Source organism: Peribacillus sp. 05N428 (assembly GCF_056397085.1).
In genome coordinates, this window is the sequence record NZ_JBFTMS010000001.1 from 1 (window position 1) to 18243 (window position 18243).

Annotated in this window: 11 protein-coding genes and 2 pseudogenes; 7 read left to right on the forward strand and 6 right to left on the reverse strand. The window is 36.8% G+C overall.

Annotated elements, in window-relative coordinates; all coding sequences use genetic code 11:
- Window positions 1-250 precede the first annotated feature (250 nt).
- The 3 genes from AC1DIV_RS00005 to AC1DIV_RS00015 all read right to left on the reverse strand — a co-directional run bounded on the left by AC1DIV_RS00005 (window position 251) and on the right by AC1DIV_RS00015 (window position 4004).
- Entirely contained in the window at window positions 251-1573 is a 1323-nt protein-coding gene (locus AC1DIV_RS00005) for a CitMHS family transporter (protein WP_340876064.1), read from the reverse strand.
- A 397-nt stretch (window positions 1574-1970) separates the two neighbouring features.
- On the reverse strand, window positions 1971-3098 hold the full coding sequence (locus AC1DIV_RS00010; protein ID WP_340876066.1) for an AbrB family transcriptional regulator: 1128 nt from the start codon (window positions 3096-3098) through the stop codon (window positions 1971-1973).
- A 45-nt stretch (window positions 3099-3143) separates the two neighbouring features.
- Complete coding sequence (locus AC1DIV_RS00015) at window positions 3144-4004, reverse strand: LysR family transcriptional regulator (RefSeq protein ID WP_048677798.1); 861 nt, start codon at window positions 4002-4004, stop codon at window positions 3144-3146.
- 268 nt (window positions 4005-4272) lie between these two features.
- Between AC1DIV_RS00015 and tcuA the strand changes: the two genes are divergently transcribed.
- Complete coding sequence (gene tcuA / locus AC1DIV_RS00020) at window positions 4273-5784, forward strand: FAD-dependent tricarballylate dehydrogenase TcuA (protein ID WP_340876068.1); 1512 nt, start codon at window positions 4273-4275, stop codon at window positions 5782-5784.
- A 607-nt stretch (window positions 5785-6391) separates the two neighbouring features.
- Here the strand turns inward: tcuA and AC1DIV_RS00025 are convergent.
- Both AC1DIV_RS00025 and AC1DIV_RS00030 read right to left on the reverse strand, forming a co-directional pair.
- Window positions 6392-6538 (reverse strand): hypothetical protein, encoded by a 147-nt coding sequence (locus tag AC1DIV_RS00025; protein WP_202190542.1) that lies wholly within the window; start codon window positions 6536-6538, stop codon window positions 6392-6394.
- A 57-nt stretch (window positions 6539-6595) separates the two neighbouring features.
- Window positions 6596-7723, reverse strand: a complete 1128-nt coding sequence (locus tag AC1DIV_RS00030) for a 2-methylaconitate cis-trans isomerase PrpF family protein (RefSeq protein WP_340876070.1) — start codon at window positions 7721-7723, stop codon at window positions 6596-6598.
- A gap of 149 nt (window positions 7724-7872) precedes the next feature.
- Between AC1DIV_RS00030 and AC1DIV_RS00035 the strand changes: the two genes are divergently transcribed.
- A complete protein-coding gene (locus AC1DIV_RS00035; RefSeq protein ID WP_034313052.1) occupies window positions 7873-8736 on the forward strand; it encodes a LysR family transcriptional regulator in 864 nt (287 codons plus the stop codon).
- 248 nt (window positions 8737-8984) lie between these two features.
- Entirely contained in the window at window positions 8985-10295 is a 1311-nt protein-coding gene (locus AC1DIV_RS00040) for a CitMHS family transporter (RefSeq protein WP_275725819.1), read from the forward strand.
- Between the two features lie 96 nt (window positions 10296-10391).
- Here AC1DIV_RS00040 and yyaC read toward each other — a convergent pair whose 3' ends face one another.
- Complete coding sequence (gene yyaC, locus AC1DIV_RS00045; protein ID WP_340876072.1) at window positions 10392-10961, reverse strand: spore protease YyaC; 570 nt, start codon at window positions 10959-10961, stop codon at window positions 10392-10394.
- A 91-nt stretch (window positions 10962-11052) separates the two neighbouring features.
- Here yyaC and AC1DIV_RS00050 point away from each other — a divergent pair.
- The 4 genes and pseudogenes from AC1DIV_RS00050 to AC1DIV_RS00065 form a co-directional block, all read left to right on the forward strand.
- A pseudogene (locus tag AC1DIV_RS00050) lies at window positions 11053-11542 on the forward strand (transposase); the annotation flags it as partial.
- A gap of 265 nt (window positions 11543-11807) precedes the next feature.
- Window positions 11808-12095 (forward strand): annotated as a pseudogene (locus AC1DIV_RS00055) (DUF6584 family protein); the annotation flags it as partial.
- A 371-nt stretch (window positions 12096-12466) separates the two neighbouring features.
- Complete coding sequence (locus tag AC1DIV_RS00060; RefSeq protein WP_340876073.1) at window positions 12467-16549, forward strand: S8 family serine peptidase; 4083 nt, start codon at window positions 12467-12469, stop codon at window positions 16547-16549.
- 316 nt (window positions 16550-16865) lie between these two features.
- Entirely contained in the window at window positions 16866-18113 is a 1248-nt protein-coding gene (locus AC1DIV_RS00065; RefSeq protein WP_340876074.1) for a helix-turn-helix domain-containing protein, read from the forward strand.
- Window positions 18114-18243 lie beyond the last annotated feature (130 nt).

Below are 18243 nucleotides of genomic sequence, written 5' to 3' on the forward strand. Positions count from 1 at the left end.
GACGACTAAAGCAGAGGGGAGTCCCCTCTGCTTTAGAGCATTATCTAAAAGTACACACTGTAATATAAATTGAAACGCCGTATACGCGAACCGTACGTACGGTGTTGTGAGAGGGGCGAAAATAATACATTTATTTTCCCTCTACTCGATTAGGCAGTTTCATAACAAAAATAAGAATATATTTTTTGTAATAACATTAAAGTAAGAATTGTATTTCTTCCCAATTCATTCTTTTGGTTATTCGTATACTTTACAGAAAAGAGATAGCGCCACTAATTATAGCTAATACTGTTAAGGTTAACGATGTCAAGATGGCCCATTTGTATGCAAATTTCTGATATTCTCCAAGGTCTTTATCAACCATGCCAACTAATAGAATGGTTGAAGCAACAAGCGGACTCATTAAATGAGCGGGTTGTCCCAATATAGAAGCCCGGGCAATTTCTAACGGACTAATGCCATATGCTGAAGCTGCCTCTGCAAGAATAGGGAGAACTCCAAAATAATAGGCATCATTCGATAAAACGAAAGTGAATGGCATACTTGTAATGCCAACAATGACAGGGAAAAACTGTCCTAATGAAGCTGGTATTATCGCAACCAGTCCATTAGCAATAGCATCAACCATTTTTGTACCGGAAAAAATTCCTGCAAATACTCCAGCTGCAAAAACTAGTAGAACAACAATTAAAGCATTTCCAGAATGTGCTAAGATACGTCTTTTTTGCATTTCCAGATTAGGGTAGTTAATCATTAAAGCAATAGTGAAACCGACCAAAAATAAAATAGGGGAAGGTACCAATCCCATAATAAGAATGACCATAATGCCTACCACAATTAATAAGTTAACCCATAAAAAACGAGGGCGTTTAATGTCAATATGAGGTAATGCATCAGTGGCTTCATTTTCTACAGTAGCAGCTATTTCATTTTTTAACTCTTCTATGTGTATTACACCCAATCGTTTACGTTCCTTTTTCCCTAAAATAAATGCCACGAAAATAACCCAAATAGCACCGCCGATCATGGTAGGAATAAGTGGAACAAAAAATTCGGATGCATCAAGTCCCAATACTGCTATTGCTCGGGTAGCAGGGCCGCCCCAGGGGGTCATACCACTCATAACACTTAAAGCTAGCATGGCTACTGTAGCTAAAACCAATGGATTCATACCGATTCGTTTATAAAGTGGATACATAGCTGAAACAGTAATGATATACGTTGTTGTACCGTCTCCATCTAGGGCCACGAGTAATGCTAGAATGGTGGTACCTATCGAAATTTTGACAGGATCTCCCTTGACAACTTCTAATAACCTTTTGATAAGTGGGTCAAATAAGCCCGTGTCTATCATAATGCCAAAAAACAATATGGCGAATAATAATAGAGCTGCAGAAGGAGCGACTAGCTTAATGCCTTCCATCATCATAGTGCCAATTTTACTTCCAAAACCACCAACTACAGCAAAAACGATTGGAACTAAAGTTAAAGCAACAATGGGTGATAAACGTTTGGACATAATTAAATAGGTAAAGACGGTAACCATGGAGATACCTAAAATTGTAAGAAACATTATTAAATCCCCTCCCATACTTTGAATGCGCTTTCAAATGATCTCTGGGTGACTAAGAAATAATTTTGTGATTTTTCAGAAAAATAAACTGGTAGATTAATAAGTTTTACATTATGCTTATGCGCTTTTCTTTATTAAAGGTAATACAGAGAGAACAATAAGTTAAATACATATTTTTTTTGTATTGGTATCAAAATAATTTATTCTTTAAAAAAGAATGGGGAGGAGAGTAAATAAAGCCATAGGATAAATGATTCAATAACGAAATTTTTTAAAAATTTAATGCTACTTTTAGGATCAATAAAGAAGGTCATCATCTAAATATTTTGCATGATAACCTTCTTTTCTTTATAAATCAGACTTATTTCATTGTCCTTGAGCAATGCTTCCCCCTTTTTTATTTAACATTTAGTTTTACATTACTGTTCTTGTCTTTTTTTCTTAAACTTAATTTTAATACCAATTTTAGTAATGGAGGCACTGCGGCATAAATAAACGCCATCCGAAATAGTTGATAGCTGGTAACAGTAGATACATCAGCATTTACTTCTTGTGCAATGATTCCCATTTGATCCATTCCACCAGGGGCTAAACTTAAAAAACCCGTAATAGGCGATAAATCATAATACTTGGTCAGTAGAAAACTAAAAAACATTGTTGCGCAGATCAAGATTAGTCCGTTCATCAAAGCCAATAATAAGGTTTTTCTTTTGTTATCAAGTTGTTCCGGTTTTAATAGTAAACCGATATAACCGCCAACCATAAATTGAGATATATCAAGAAGTGAAAGAGGAAGTGGTGGTCCCTGCAAACCTAAAAGACCTATTGCAGCAGTAACGATTACTGGTCCTAAAAAGTAAGGAGCTGGTAATTTGAATATTTTACTTACTCTTGCTGCGAGAAAACAAATAAGGGCGAACAGAAAGATAAGAGGAAATAAATCACTCCACTCTGGAATAACGTTATCCATTATTTTAGATGAATCATTGGTACGATTCGCTGCAAACAGGGGACTGATAATTAACAGGGGAACTAAGAAAACCACCATTATCACTCTTGTAACATGGAAAAAGGTTACGGTAGTAATATCAATACCTTTCATTTCTTCTACAAACACAACGATTTGTGACAAACCTCCAGGAATACTACTCGTTAAGGAGGTGGGATAGTCAATGCCGGAATATTTTGACATAACAAAAGCAGAACATGCACATACAAGGACAATTAAGATTGTAAGGATCATCATTGAGGGAAGGTGACTAATCATATCAGACAGTGAGCTCTTGGTAAAGGAGATGCCTATTGAATAACCTACAATAATTAATCCAGTATTTCTCATCGAAACGGGCCAAATCAATTTAACGTTTTTGAAACGTGATGCAATTAATAGGGCTGCCATTGGACCAAGAAGCCAGGGGATTGGAAACCTGAAATGAGAGAAAAAGCCACCTCCAATAAAAGCAGTTAGAAGTGCAGCCGAAAATTGGATTGTCTTGCTTGCATTATTTAAATCCCACTTTTTCATATTAATTCTCTTCCTTTGAATTAGTTTACTTCGTTTCGTCTTGTTTCATTGTTTAGAATCATTAAGAAAATCAATAAATGCTTTCACTTGTGCCAAATCCATAGTCACATCCCGATAAAAAACCCAAGTTTCTCTAAGCAAATAGCTATTATCGCTTAATACAATGGGGAAAGTATACAGCGGTTCATCATCTTTAATACAAATTTCTGGTAAAATGGCATATCCTAAACCATTAAGAACCAGTTCCTTACATGTTTCAATCCGATCTACCTCCATTGAAATCTTAGGTGGTAACGCAAATGTTTCCTGCCACCAGTTTTCAATAGTATTTCTTAACGATTGATCTGTCTGATAATTAACTCTAGGAAGAAAAGGAAGTTCTTTTAATTCAATTTTTTTACTGGAGGCAATACAAATCTTTTCTTCTTGAAATAACACTTTATTTTCCTGCCATTTGTAAGGACCTCTAACAATCCCGAGGTGTGCTTCTTCTTTTTGAAGCATTTGATGAATTTGAGAACTCCATCCAGTTTTCAAACTGATTTCAACCTCTGGATATAGGGTTAGAAATTCTTTTAATAATACTGGTAGTTTATATCGGGCAAACAAGCCAGATACACCCAATCGCAAAGTTCCTTTTACTTTTTTATCCAAATTTGAAATGTGTTCTTTTGCCGCTCCTAATTGCTTACGCATATTTTTCGAATATTGAACGAGGTATTCCCCTTCAACTGTAAACTCGACACCTCTTTTGCCTCTAGAGATCAAATTTGTTTTGAACTCTTTTTCCAGCTGTTTTATACGATAGGATAAAGCTGGCTGAGAAATAAATAGTCGCTGTGCTGCCTTTGTTATATTTCTTTCTTCGTAAAGAGTAATTAATATAAGCCAGTCTTTTTCATCCATAAAATTTTTCTCCTTTAACCATAAAAAATATTTATGGGTAATTATAAATTATGATAATTTATTTAATTTCTAAAAGTATAATACAGCTAATTAAAAAAGAAATCTATCTTTTTATGTAAATCAATAGACTCACTATAGTTTTGCCTTTCCAGCATTCTTTCATAAAATTTTTCTATGGCAATGAATAAAAAAACAATATTATTTTTATTCATTATTTTCACTTATTATTTACATGAAGAGTTATCACTACTTAACAGGAGGGGTAAAAATGTCAAATGCACAATATTATGATGTAGTTGTAGTAGGGGCAGGAAACGCAGCTTTATGTGCCGCAATCTCAGCAAAAGAGGGAGGTGCTAGAGTTCTTGTGTTAGAACGGGGACCAGTGGAAAAGCGTGGAGGGAACTCTTTCTTCACGGATGGAGCCATTCGCGTTGCATACAATAATTTAGACGGAATCAGAAATATAATACCTGAATTAACAGATGAAGAATCCGAGTTAATTGTAATGCCTGAATACACGGAAACCGATTATTACAATGATCTAATGCGAGTAACAGGTGGACAAAGTAATCCTGAGTTAGCAAAGCAGCTGGTTTCTAGATCGTATGAAACAATTGCGTGGATGCGTGATCAGGGAATAAAATTTGAATTGAATTATGAAAATCAATCTTTCGTACAAGCTGGCAAGCGCAATTTCTGGGGAGGACTGCCTATCAAAACGGAGGATAAAGGCGTTGGCTTAATGAGACAGCTCTTTGCGCGGACAGAAGAAATTGGCATCGACGTTTGGTACGATTCACGTGCTGTGGAGCTCGTATCAGAGCATAATACAATAACCGGTGTCGTTGTTGAGAAGGATCATACAATGGTGACAGTTCAGACATCCGGTGTGATTTTGGCTTGTGGCGGCTTTGAAGCCAATAAGAAAATGAGAAGTGAAAATATTGGTGAAGAATGGGAAGCGGCTATTGTTCGTGGAACCGAGTTCAACACAGGAGACGGCATTTCCATGGCTATGGCAGTAGGGGCTCAAAAATTTGGGCAGTGGTCTGGATGTCATTCTATTGGGACAGATTATAATGCGCCAAAAGTAGGGGACTTCACGAAGCCGGGAGATATTTTTAAAAAGCATTCTTATCCGTACAGCGTCATGCTTAATAATGAAGGGAAACGGTTTGTTGATGAAGGAGCAGATTTGCGAAATTACACTTATGCAAAATACGGCCGTGAGGTATTAAAACAGCCTGGACATGTTGCATATCAAATTTATGATGCACAGGTACGCCCGATGCTGCGTAAAGAATATGACCTTGAAGAAGCGACTTTTTATAAAGCAGATACGCTTGGAGAGTTGGCTAGTTTACTGCCGGTCAATCAAACACAATTTCTTAAAACGATCGAAGAGTATAACAGTGCGGTACAAGATGGCGAGTATAGACCCGCAGAGAAAGATGGCAAAGGAACGAAAGGAATTACCCCTCCTAAATCCAACTGGGCACTTCGAATTGAGCAAGGTCCATTCTACGCTTTCCCTGTAACGTGCGGAATTACCTTCTCGTTCGGTGGTTTGCATGTAGATACAGCGGGTCATGTATTAGACAAAGAAGAACAACCGATAAAAGGTCTTTTTGCGGCTGGTGAAATGATTGGGGGGATTTTTTATGAAAACTATCCTGGTGGATCCGGGTTAATGTCTGGAGCAGTCTTTGGAAAATTAGCTGGCTCATCCGCAGCACGCTATACTCAAGAAAAGGTTGAAACGATCAATAATCACTGAGTCTTTTCCTTGAATGGTTTATTAGATAAGAATGTGTCCAAAAAATAATAGAGATACGTGAAGTAGAAGAATGAAAAATAGCCAAGGCTTAAAAAAGTCCTTGGCTGTTTGGTATTTTAACATATTAATAGTCTTTATGCTTTGACTAAAACTCATATCATATAGGAATATAAAAGGTCAAACTTAGTTACAGTTTATCTATTGGATTTTTTTCAGATGAAGTGAATGTATAGCTTTAATCGTCTTGATGGCGAGACATTAAGGTTCTTCATTACTAGCTTTTCGAGTTCAGCAATAGCTTGAATGGATAGATGGGCATCAACGCGTATGAATACAGTCACCGCTCGATTCTAAAATTCAGCATGAAAAAGGGTAGTGATTTTGTGTATTGGAATTTTTCTCTAAACAAGATGATGGATAGTAATTAGCTTTTTTAAAATATTATAGTAACCATAAAAATCTGGCTTCAGTAACTGTACCCTAATTGTATAGGGGGTTTAGCTTATCTGGGGAAATTCACTTATATTCTCAATCCTAGTTTATCATTAAATTTGAAGACATGGTTTAGGTGAAATACATTAGAGTTTCGGCTCTTTTGAAGTCTCACTTATACAAAACAAGGATCATTAAAGTAAACTATTTCGGAAAGAATTTTAGTGCCTTTCATATTTTTGAATATTTCTTTCGCTTCTTTTTCTGTGTCAAATTCAAATATTTTAATATTTTCCTTTAAAAAGATAGTGATGACCCACATTTGACAAGCCTCCAAGTGATAGAAAAATTTTTGCTGTAATTTGCAGATCCATTCCTATCAAGCTAATTGATAGGAATGCTCGTAATTTTTTTTCGTGTACACGTATCCCTCCAAAATGATTCTTGCTGTGCGTACCACTTTAATGGCACGTATGTGTCCTGCCAAGAAATCAACCTTTGTTTCCATTATCCCCGCAGGATGGGCTAATCGGAAAATTTCGTGTTTAATGTTCACCATATCAGATAAAACCGTTTCCTGTAAGTAAGCCCCTGCTGTTGCACAGATGGCTCCTGTAATAGCAAGCGCTTGATGGGGCTTTTGCATCGACATCATTCGGATCATCAAATCCATCTCTGACGCTTTTCTTTCAGATCCGTTTAGATCGACGTAATCCATAGGAGGAGCAATTAGAGTCATTTTAGGTACAGCAGGAGATTTGACAGTAGCTGATTTCTTATCGGAAAATTGACACATTTCAGCTGCAATTGACCGGATTTCTTCCAGTTCAATTAATTTTTCTCGTGAATAATCATTGGGTAATTCGGTTCCGCTTAGACCAATGTCCTGTGCCCTTACAAAAACGAGTGGATTGGCAACATCAATAATTGAAACTTGAATTAGCCGATCCTTGGTTTTAATCATGTCAATCGGATTTCCTGTAGGGAAAAGTTTTCCTGTAACTGCTCCTTCTGCACGAGTAAAAGAAAGATAAATAGGTGATCCTTTACCAGGAACCCCAGGTATTGAGCAGCATCCTTCTGATTTCACATGTCCATTTTCAACCTCTACTTCTGCAATAATCAGTTTTTGTGTATTCACGTTAAAAATTTTCACAGTTGTAACAGGTTCTTGTATAGGGACTAATCCTTGCTCAATTGCGTAAGGTCCCACAGCAGATGAAATATTTCCACAATTTCCTTTAAAATCAACCATTTGATTATCGATGCTGACCTGAGCAAATGTATATTCCACATCGAATTCCGGTGATTCTGATTTTTTGATGATCGCTGCTTTACTTGTCAAAGAATTCGCTCCTCCAAGACCATCGATCTGTCTCCGATCCGGACTGCCCATCACGTCAAGTAAGAAATCCTCCCAGTGTAAGGGATTCGAAGGCATATGTTCAAAATTAAGGAACACACCTTTACTTGTCCCGCCGCGCATTACTACTACAGGTACTTTCATTGTATAACCACCTTTTCTCAAATCAATATTTATAGCACTACCGGTTCCTTTGAAAATATAGTATGATATGTTTATTCATAAGTAAAATACATATTTTTTGAATAAAAATGATAAAAAAACTTATAATCCAAAAATCAGGAGATGGTTAAGTGGACGAAAAAGATTGGATTGCGATAAGGGTACTATATGAAGAAAAAAACATTAGCCGTGCAGCAGAGCGTTTATATATATCGCAGCCGGCGCTAACGTACCGGCTTAAAAATTTAGAAAAAGAATTTAGCACAAACCTATTTTTCAAAATAAAAGGAGGCATTGAGTTCACTTCAGAAGGGATACATTTGGCGGGCTATGCGGAAGAAATGGTGAAAAAGTTGCAAAAAACGAAAGATTATATGCTGAATATGAAAAATGAGGTAAGAGGAACGTTAAGGCTTGGCGTTTCCAGCAACTTTGCCCAATATAAACTACCAGAAATATTGAAAAAGTTTTCAACACAATATCCTCATGTACAATTTAATGTGAATACAGGGTGGAGTACTGAAATCATGCATCTTCTGGATTCCTCTAGTGTTCAATTAGGCATACTGCGTGGAAATTATGAATGGTATGGAATCAAATCATTACTGCATAAAGAAAGACTTTGTTTAATTTCTAAGAAAGAGGTAGACTTGGATAATTTGCCGGAACTTCCATTCATAAATTATAAGACCGACAGTTCTTTAAAAAACTTAATAAATGGCTGGTGGCATGATAGATTCCCAGAGCCACCATTTGTAACTATGGAAACGGATCGGCAGGAGACGTGCAAAGAGATGGTCAAAAATGATCTTGGTGTTTCCATTCTGCCGGAAATATGCCTGCAGCCGTCAGATAATTTGCATACATACGGGTTATCCTACAAAAATGGGAAGCCGGTGTTAAGAAATACATGGTTAATGTATAACCAGGATTCATTAAAACTCTCTACTGTGAAAAACTTTATTGATTTCTTGAATAAAAATTCCAATCTGTAACGAAAAAGCACTATGAAATTATTGAAAATTTCATAGTGCTTTTTTGGATTTCTTAATTTAATATAAAATGGATTATAAGTTTTTTTTTCGAAAAAGTAAAAAAAATATGTATTTCACTTATTTGATGATATGAACTATTCTAAAAATAGAAAATAAAGCAACAGGGAATCAGAAGATATGTAATATATTTTAGTTATTCAAACTTCTCATCTGGTTTGTAAGCGGTTTCTTTAATAGGAGGGATTAATATTCTAACGTTACTTGGAATTTCAATGGTCGTTGTCTTTACTTATTTAATCATGTCTAAACGGTTATCACCTGTTAATTCTCTTGTAGTCATTCCAATTATCTTTGCATTAATTGGCGGATTTGGTCCAGAGCTCGGAGATATGATGCTCGATGGAATAAAGGTTGTCGCACCTTCAGCCGCTTTGCTATTGTTCGCTATTTTGTTTTTCGGAGTTCTGATTGACGCTGGGTTATTTGATCCACTTATTAAAACCATGTTGAAAATCGTAAAAGGGGATCCCGTTAAAATAGCGGTAGGAACAGCAGTAATCGCAATGACCGTTGCCTTAGATGGTGATGGTACCACGACTCATATGATTACGATTTCCGCTATGCTGCCTCTTTACTTACGACTTGGTATGAATCCACTTATTCTTGCAACTATTTCTATGCTTGCTGTCAGTATTATGAGTGGTATGACTCCTTGGGGAGGGCCTGCAACCAGAGCAATAGCATCTCTAGGTCTGGATGCAAATGAATTCTTTGTCCCGATTATCCCAACACTATTCTCAGGAATAGCAGCTATTCTTTTTACCGCTTATGTACTTGGTAAAAAAGAGCGCAAAAGGCTTGGCGTTGTTTATATCAAATCTGCACCTGAAATGAAAGGGGCTCTTGCTGAAGCAGCGGTAGCTTCCGCCATACAAGACGATTTAAAGCGCCCTAAATTAATTTGGGTCAATCTTTTGTTGACGCTCACAGTCATGGTCGTTCTTGTAATGGGCTTAGTACCGGTACCTGTGTTGTTTCTAATCGGGTTTGTTCTTGCTTCGATCATTAATTACCCTAATTTAGAACAGCAAAAAGAGCGAATCGGGTCACATGCAGGAAACGCTATAACCGTTGTCACATTAGTATTTGCGGCTGGTATTTTCACAGGGATCTTTTCCGGAACGAAAATGGTGGACGCAATAGCAAATTCATTAGTGGCCATCATTCCGGATTCTTTAGGCTCTTTTTTACCGATGGTCGTTGCGTTCACAAGTATGCCATTTACGTTCGTTTTATCAAATGATGCTTACTACTTTGGTGTTTTGCCAATTCTTGCCGAAGCAGGGGAAGCTTATGGGGTGAGTCCTTTAGAAATTGCCAGAGCTTCCGTACTGGGGCAGCCTGTACATTTCTTAAGTCCACTCGTGGCCTCGACTCTTTTACTGGTAGGGATGGTAAAGACGGATATCGGGGAACTACAGCGGTATGCATTTAAATGGGCTCTAATTTGTTCATTAGTCCTTATTATTGTTGCTATCTTGACAGGGGCTATTATTTAAGTATAACGTTATTAAAAAAATTCTCGAACTTAAACAATTAGGGCTGTGCCAAAACCAATTATTATTAGTGGTTTTTGGGACAGCCCATTCTTTTAATTAAGGTTTAGAAGTCTCGCCGGTCGCCTGAGTAATGATTTTCACGATTTTATTCGCCAAATTCATAACCGTGTATAGACGAGTATCATTTAAAAATTGCATCGTTGGCAGCGGATCTATATAATTTACCATTCCTATAATATGATAGTCTCCCACTTCAGGTAATACTTTTTTTAAAGCTTTCCCTGGGACAAGAGGTCCATCCTTCAAAAAAACATAACCGACCTGGTTTTGATCCCCTAAACATGCATCCACACTAAAAATAAGAGGCTTTTTGAATTGTTTTTTTATTTCTTTCAACGTCTCTTTTAAATTAAATGCATGAACGGGGTTTTCCAAGGTACCATAAACACGATAAGGCACCGTATGCTCTTTAAGCATGGTCCCGACTAAAGGGCCCAATGAATCCCCGACTGATCGGTCTGAACCAATACACAGAAAGATTACATCTTCGTTTTGACATCCTGAAGATTGAATAATCTCTTTGACTTTTAATGCTAAACTGTTTATTTCTTCGCCTTTTGGTTCCACAGAACAAATCTGCTCCCTCTTTTTGTAAATTAGACTCATTTTGATTTCCCTTCATTCTATTATACGAATTAAAAAGATATCATGCATGTAAATATGAGCATATGCTTGAGATTGATGGATGTTTTTATATTATGAAAGTCAAGTAATCAATCTTCATATTGAGTTGCTTTTTCATTACCAGGGACACCTTTTTGATTTGGAAAATCGTATAGTGGCCCTGGCAAATGAACTGGAAGAATATAAGATCATCCAATCGATTCCCGGTATAGGAGAAAAAATCGCAGCCACGATTATCTCTGAAATTGGTGAGTTAATCATCCAAAAAAATTGGTTGCCTTCGCTGGAGTAGATCCAAGTGTTCACTCATCGGTTAAGTTTACGCCAACCATTAATCGTATTACAAAAAGGGGTTCGAGGCAGACTACGTCATTCTCTGTATCTTGCCGTACTATGTGGCTTAAGAAGTTCAAGGAACAAAAAGCTTAAAGCCTTCTATGATAAGAAAAAATCAGAAGGAAAACCGGCCAAAGTGTCAATCGTTGCCTGTATGAATAAGTTGGGTTCATAGGATTTACGCTCTTCTATTAAAGAGAAAAGAAATGTACCTAGATTTAGCCTGATTAACGGTTTTGTGAAACAGAGAAACATCCTTCCAAAAGGGGGGTGGAGGGTTATTTGTCATGGCCAAAAATAGTATATCATAAGGGAAATGAAAATTTTAGAGAAAGAAATTGACATCCTATTTGCTGGTTTAGCTGAAGATCAGAGCTGTCTTTAAGGCAGCTTTTTCTTATGCTACTAACGGGGCGGGTTAGTTGAAAAAAGAACTATTTTGAACTACCTAGAAATAAATACTATATAGAAAAAAGATAAGGAGGTGTTTGTATAGAAAAGGTACCTGTTAAAACGATTAAGAAGATAGAAGAGGACATTGAAAAAAATGATTTAGGGAAAGCAAGGGATAGACTAAAAGGGTTAATTTCAACCTATCCTAATGAGTTAGAACTCCGTAAAAAGTAAGGGGACATCTAATTTGCATTAAAATATCCTTCAATGGCAGGTCGTTACTGGTATTTAGAAAAAAATAAGGCATCAGAGATGGTAAAAGCGTGTATTCTGTTCGAAAAAATCTTTGGGAAACGAACCTATTCTATTAGTACAACAGTGCTGTTTGATCTTTGTTCAACAATTGGGCCAGATAATAACACTTGGAAGTTAATTTGGATATTTTCGTGAATAAACCTTTTTGCTGCAACTTAAGTATAGATCTTCCCCTCCTCAACTCTTTCAATGGAATTCATATTTTCTTATTTTACTAAAGAAAACCCCAATTTATAAAAATGAATTTAAGACTTTTTCACTAATTTTCGCAAAAATAATGATTTTACAGAACATATAAAAGAGAAAGTAGGTAGAAAGTTCTGTAAAATTAACCCAATAGCAATCCGATAGAAAGGCAATTAATATTATTGTATGAATATTTTAAATTTTTAGAAAGGGGTATTTTTTCGGGGAATTCTATTAACTAAGAAAGTAGGGAAGATATGAAAATTCATTCATTCATTAAACGAACAGCAGCGATTACGCTGTCAGCTGGCCTGCTGCTATCATCAGCAAACACGCCTTTCATTCCTTATGCAAATGCAGCGAACATAAAGGCAGAAGACGTCTTGGCTTCGTTGACAAGTGAACAACGAAAAGCGTTAAATAAACTTGAAATGACAGATAATGTCGGATTGCAAGGATTTAAAATGGAAGAGTTAAAAAAGGATAAAGAAATCTCGGTCATCGTCCAGTTCAAATCAAAGCCGGGAAAAGTTGCAGTCTTAGATGCGAATGTAAAAGGAAAGAAGCTTTCAAAAAAACAAGCGGATGATCAAGTAGAAAAGGAACATGCTCAGTTTAATAAAGACATTCAATCGATTCTTCCATCTACTAATCTTAGAAGCAAGAAAACAGGTCATAAAATCACTTCTACCTTTAAGACCGTTTATAACGGGGTAGCTATGAAGCTGCCAGCTAATCAGGTAGAGCAGCTCTTGCAATCCAAAGTCGTAAAAGCAGTATATAAAAATGTAGAATTTAAGGTCGATCCGATCGCCATGGGAGAGAAATCAGCCCCTGGTACATCCGTTGAAAGTATTCCATATTTAAAAATTGACCAGCTGCACAATGAAGGTATTACAGGAAATGGAATCAAAGTTGGGGTTCTTGATACAGGGATTGATTACAACCACCCTGATTTGAAAGATGCCTATAAGGGCGGTTACGATTTAGTTGATCAAGATAATGATCCAATGGAGGCAACGTACAAGGATTGGCAAGCGTCGGGGCAACCAGAATTTAGCTGGTCCGGTTCTTCCTATTATACTTCCCATGGAACACATGTTGCAGGTACCATTGCTGGACAAGGAACGAATGCAGAGGTTTCTGTGAAAGGTGTGGCTCCTGATGTGGATTTATATGCGTATCGTGTTCTTGGACCATATGGATCAGGATCATCTGAAGGGGTCATTGCAGGTATAGAAAAAGCTGTAAACGATGGCATGGATGTTATCAACCTTTCCCTCGGATCGGACATCAATGATCCTTATGATCCAACTAGTACTGCCATTAACTATGCTGTCCTTAATGGTGTAACAGCAGTTGTAGCAGCTGGAAATGCAGGATCAGATGATTATACATTAGGTTCACCTGGCTCAGCAGCACTTGCTTTGACAGTCGGGGCGAGTGATGTGCCGATGGAGGTTTCTACTTTCAATGGGAAAATCGGAAATAAAGATTCGATCGAACTTGTTAGTTTGGGACGCCACTATTCAGACCATTTAAAGGAATGGGAAGGGAAATCCTATGAGGTAGTGAATGTCGGTTTAGGAAATGGCTCTGATTATTCCGGCAAGGATGTAAAAGGGAAAATTGCACTTGTGGAACGCGGAGAATTCGCCTTAGCGGAAAAGGTCAGCAATGCAAAACAAAATGGAGCAGCCGCCGTTCTTCTTTATAACAATGTGGAAGGGCAAATTAATGCCAATCTTGGAGAGTCCGTTGACTTTGTGCCTGCATTTTCTTTAACAAAAGAAGCGGGAGAAAGCATTAAAGCACAGATTCAAGCAGGTGAAGCGAATTTTACTTTCTCCAAATACGCGGATAAACAGACAGAAGGTGACCACTTAGCGGACTTTAGCTCAAGAGGCCCGGCAAGAGAAACATACGATATGAAGCCAGAAGTGACGGCACCGGGAGTAAGTGTTCTCTCAACAATCCCTTCTTATATGGTGGAAGCTGAACATCAAGAAAACTATCAATATGCATATTCAAGATATTCTGGAACATCTATGGCTACTCCTCATACAGCGGGGATTGCAGCACTCATGCTTCAAGCGAATCCGCAATTAGAGCCGGAAGATATTAAAGCCGTTCTAATGAATACGGCAGATCCTCTCAACGGAGACTATAGTGTATTTGAAGTTGGAGCAGGCAGAGTTGATCCATACCAAGCTGTGTATAGTGGAACAAGCTTCAAAATTAATGATAAAACATTTGTTCCAGGTGCTGAGGAATTAATCAAGGTAAAAGAATTGACGGGCGGACTCAGCTTTGACGTTCACTATGCAGATAAAAAACTAAATCTAAAAAAATCAATCACTATTGAAAACCATGATAAAGTAAACAAAACTTTCAGTGTATCTGTAACTGAATCGAATGGTTCAAACAGCTTGAAGGAAAATGGAGTGGAGCTGGATATTCCAAGCAAAATCTCTGTAAAAAGTGAAGACTTCAAAAAAGTAACACCACGTTTGCTTATTCCTAAGAAAGCAAAGGATGGAATTTACGAAGGATATATTACATTAACAAACAATGCGAATTCATCAGAGCAGTATCGGATTCCTTTCAGCTTCCGCACAATGGAAGATGGGTTTAATAAGGTCGGGCTACTAAATCCTGCCTTTTCCCCAGGTCATTTAAACCAAGTGGCATGGGATCCTATGCGTACTCCATTTGTAGTTGCTGATTTTAACCTTCGTGCACCAATGGAAAAAATGGATGTCGTTCTTCAAGATGGCAAAACAGGAAAGGACCTCGGGTTGGTCGGAACAATAAATTTAGATTACGCTTATGACAATGTAGATTATGGATTATATGCATTTAATGGAGCTTATTATGAGTTTACAGGAAACTCAAAACAGCCCATTTCGGAAGAAGCAAGTTATGTGAAAAAACCGGGACATTACAAGTTGAAATTCATTGGTACAGGTACTTCCGGGAAGGTTACAACTGAAACGCAGCATTTGCTCATCGATCTCGATGCACCGAGCTTCAAAAGTTCACTTGATGGAAAGTCTCCATTTATTGAATATAAGCCAGGTCAAGAAACATATCCATTCGACATTCAAATCACAGATCCAACCATTGACGAACTAAAGAAATTGGGCGTAAATATCGATCAATCATCGAACTCGATGGTGTATTACTGGGGTCAAGGTGGTTTCCCTTCTACGCCAATTCCAATGGATAAAGAAGGAAAGTTTGTCGAAGAAATCGCCCTGGATGAATCCATCCCAGCACTTCAATTCCGCATGAATGGATATGATATGGCAGGAAACAAACCTGCTTCAAAGCAATATTACTTTGTAAAAGAAGGTACACCTGTCGCGTATGCTATTGGCGAAAAGTATGAGGTGAAAACAGGCGATACGGTAAAAGCAACGCTTTCATTAGATAACCTAAACGCAGTGTCAAAGGCGGAATGGAACTTTAATGGTGACGGAGGCTATGACAGAGGTTTAGATAGCGTAGAGTTAGTTGATGCCAAGCTTCACAGCGAATTCTCGGACAAAGCCTCTTTAACGATTAAAGACAAGGTTATTACTGTCCAATTTAATGAAGAGAGTAAAGCATTAGACCATTCAAAAGTCGTTGAGGTTACGTTAAAGGTTCAGGATGATCAATATACCCTTGGAGCAGCGATTAATCCGACTGTGAGCGTAATGAATGCTAATAATCAGACAAGCAGTGTGTTAAAAGCTGGTTATAGTTGGAAGGTTAATCCGCAATTCTCAATGGCCAGAGGTTATGTCTCTCCGCAAGGATTTAAAAATGAAGATGGTACTGTTACAGAGAAAAGGGATTGGAGCAAGGTTGGCGGTACAGTGAAAATCTTTGATCCAGAAGGAAATGAGTTCGATGCGACATCAACGGTAGAAGAAAATGGACAATATGTATTCAACAAGCTGCCGTTAAGCACAAATGCCTTCACGATAGAAATGAAAGCGCCAGGACACTTTGTCACGAAAGAAAAATTAAATTCTGGTATAGGTTTTGAGCACAATGGTGAGTTATACGGTCAAAATCGCTGGATACCTGCCCTTGATATTACTGCAGGTGATGTAAACCAAGACAATGTCATTGATGTTCTAGATGCGATTGAAATTCAAAATGCATGGAAAACAAAGAAGCGTGCAGCGGATATCACCTTTGATGGAATAGTTGATGCTAAAGATATGAAATATGTTCAAACAAACTATCTCAAGCAAAATGAGCATGTCGATAATGCTCCAAAACCAAAGAAGAAGTATAAAGGTAAGACATTAGAATCAATTTTAGTTGAGTTGGGAATACAGCCATAAATATTAAAAAACACGATGAAAGCTTAGCTTCATCGTGTTTTAACTTTTAAAGAAAGTATAAAATTTTTCTAAAGGTATTAAGAAAGAGAGTATTCCAATAAGGTTGCGTTATTTGGATTTTCTTCAGAATAAAATATTGAGGTAGATTTGGAATTCGTAAAAAAGGGAAACAAGAGTGAATATTGAAAAAGCTAATAAATAGAGGGAAGGTATTAAAGTAGTCTTGCGCTTTTCTTAATTTTACTAGAATATATAGATTATATATTCATTTTTTTTCAATATATACTAGATAAAATTACAACCTAGAGGTGAAGCTATGATTGAGGGGAAACTTATCAAGTTTTATCGTGAAAAAGCGGGGTTGACTCAGGGGCAGCTTTGTGAAGGGATTTGTTCTGGTACACATCTTAGTAAGATAGAACGAGAGATAACAGAATACTCAGGGGAAATTACTCTCTTATTATCCCAAAGATTGAATATCTGTCTTGATGATGAATTTGTGCGGTATCATAATCTTCAACAGAAACTAAAGCTATGGCACAACACGTTCGTTATGCAACAAAGCAAAGAATCAGAAATTTTAAAAGAAGAAATCGAAAAAGAAACACTGATTCAATTGCCAGATTTTCAAGTTTTCTATCAATTACTGTCTGCAAGGTATTATTTATCTAATTATCAGTTAGAAACAGCATTATTAATTATTCAAAACCTGCAAAAAAATGAATCATCTTTTTCTCCGCAAGACCGCAATATGTTAAAACATGTTCTAGGTATGTATTACTTTCACAACGGACAGTATCGAGATTGTATTCAAATTTTAACATCGATTGATCAAAGTCAATATAATCAATTTGAATATTATTACCATTTGGCACTAGCATATCACCTTATTCATTTTAATATAATATCGTATTATTATGCAGAGAAAGTTCTTGACTATTTTCAAAAAACGTTAAATGTCATCCGAATAATTGATACAGAGACGATCATGTTATTACAATTAAATGCAAAGGAGCTTCATGATTTTGAAGAGACGAAAGAACGTTACGAACAATTAATACGTACCTGTGATACCATTAATGAAATAGACCGTAAATCAAAGCTCCTTAATAATCTTGCATTTGAACTTTACAGAAGAAAAAAATACAAAGAAGCATCCGAACAATACAAAGAAGCTATGAAACTAATGGATGAAAAGGTTCCTCATTATTTAACTGCATTAGATGGTTATATTAATACTTGTTATAAAGGAAAACTACTTTCAAACGAGATTTTATTGGAATTAGCACATAAAGGCCTTAGAATAGCAAAATCGACAAAATCGTATAACTGGATTTTTTTTGAATTACACCTTTATCAGCTTAATCATGAAGAAGACGATTACTATCATTTTATTGAGACTACAGCCCTTCCTTTTTTTAAAAATATGGGCTTCACCATGTTAATTGAACACTACGAAAAAAAACTCTTCCACTTCTATAACCGAATTGGTGCCGTCCAAAAAGCATTGGACCTTGCCAATTCTTACATACAAGGCAGAAAGAGCTACTATGATCATGAATAAGGCTTAATAAAAAAAGATACTCTATGCAGATGTTAATGCTGCATAGATTGGATTGAAGCTGAAAGTCAGCGTGAAAAAATAGTCAATCAAAGAAGAATCAAAATTGGAAAGCAATTAAAAGTTTAATTGA